1 protein-coding gene is annotated in these 1,193 nt (G+C 56.6%); it reads right to left on the bottom strand.

Translation table 11 applies throughout. The annotated features are described in order from the left end of the window. Window positions 1-240: 240 nt before the first annotated feature. Window positions 241-1,193, bottom strand: a 953-nt coding sequence (locus ISX84_RS23075; protein ID WP_195822781.1) for an IS110 family transposase, incomplete at its 5' end; no start/stop codon positions are given.

The raw sequence follows: 1,193 nt of genomic DNA, 5'->3' as shown, positions 1-1,193 counted from the left end.
ATGTATGTACCGGCTGCTGTTCGCAATGCCTGTGATGCATATCCTCTGGAAGTCGCTGATATGTATCCGGCCTTTCGATCGGCTTGCTTTATTGCCGTGGCCCCGTTGGGAATACGCCCGCGCCGTTGTCTTATTACCTACCGGACCGATGATGGCCATTTGGGCTCCCAGACTTTGGGAGCGGCATTGTTCCGTTCCATGCATGTGAGGTTTACGAACTTCTTTGCCAGTTGCGGGTTCTCAGATCGCATCCGGAGTCTCTTGGCCCCTCCTGTCAAAGTCGGTTCCTGATCGCAGCACACTCCATGCGATCCTGGCCAGTTTGTTGGCGAGCGCGACACCAAGCTTGTTGTGTTGCATTCGAGTTGCGGCAGCTTCCAGCCAAGGGCCAAAGCTGAACTTATGCCAGTTCTGCGGCCGCATCATGATCACCTGCGCGGCTTGGACAAAAAGCGTGCGTAAGTATTTGCTGCCGCGCTTCGTTATGCGGCCAAGAATGGTCCTCCCACCCGTGCTATTTTGACGTGGCACCAAACCGAGCCAAGCCGCGAAGTCCCGTCCCCTGTCATAGGCTTCACCTTTCCCGATAGCGGCGACAACTGCTGTCGATATCAACGGCCCAATCCCAGGAATGGTCATGAGGCGGCGGCAGCTCTCTTCGGAAGTGCTGAGGTCCTTGATCTCTGCTGTCGTCATGTCGATCCGCTTGTCCAACCAGACCCAGTCTTGCTGAAGACCCAGAATGAGCTTTCGCATCCGCAGTGACAGTTCATCGCTTCGGTTGTTTAGAATGGCGTCGAGTGAGCTGCGAAGGGCGGCAATGCTTTTGCGGACGGTGATGCCGCGCTCGAGCAGAAAGGCCCGAATCTGGTTCATCGTTGCAGTTCGCCGTGACACGAGGCGAGACCGGATACGATGCAGAGCTTGCAGGTCGAGTTGTTCCTGCGCCTTCTCAGAAACCGTCTTGAGATTGGGACGCAACGCTGCTTCCGCAATGGCCTCGGCAGCGTTGTAGTCGTTCTTCTGGCCCTTGTTGAACGGCTTCACATAGATCGCCGGAATGATGCGCGGCTCAAATCCCAGTTCGCGCAGGGTCTGGCTCACGAAGTGAGCGCTCATACAGGCTTCCATACCAACGACACAGCGCGGCAAATCCTCAAAGGTCGTCACCAGCGCAGGCCGCTTGATCTTCC

This window comes from Roseobacter sp. MH60115, assembly GCF_015644665.1.
In the GTDB taxonomy this organism is placed as follows: Bacteria; Pseudomonadota; Alphaproteobacteria; order Rhodobacterales; family Rhodobacteraceae; genus Roseobacter.
The sequence above is the reverse complement of the archived record's forward strand: the minus strand, read 5'-3'. Positions and strand labels throughout refer to the sequence as shown.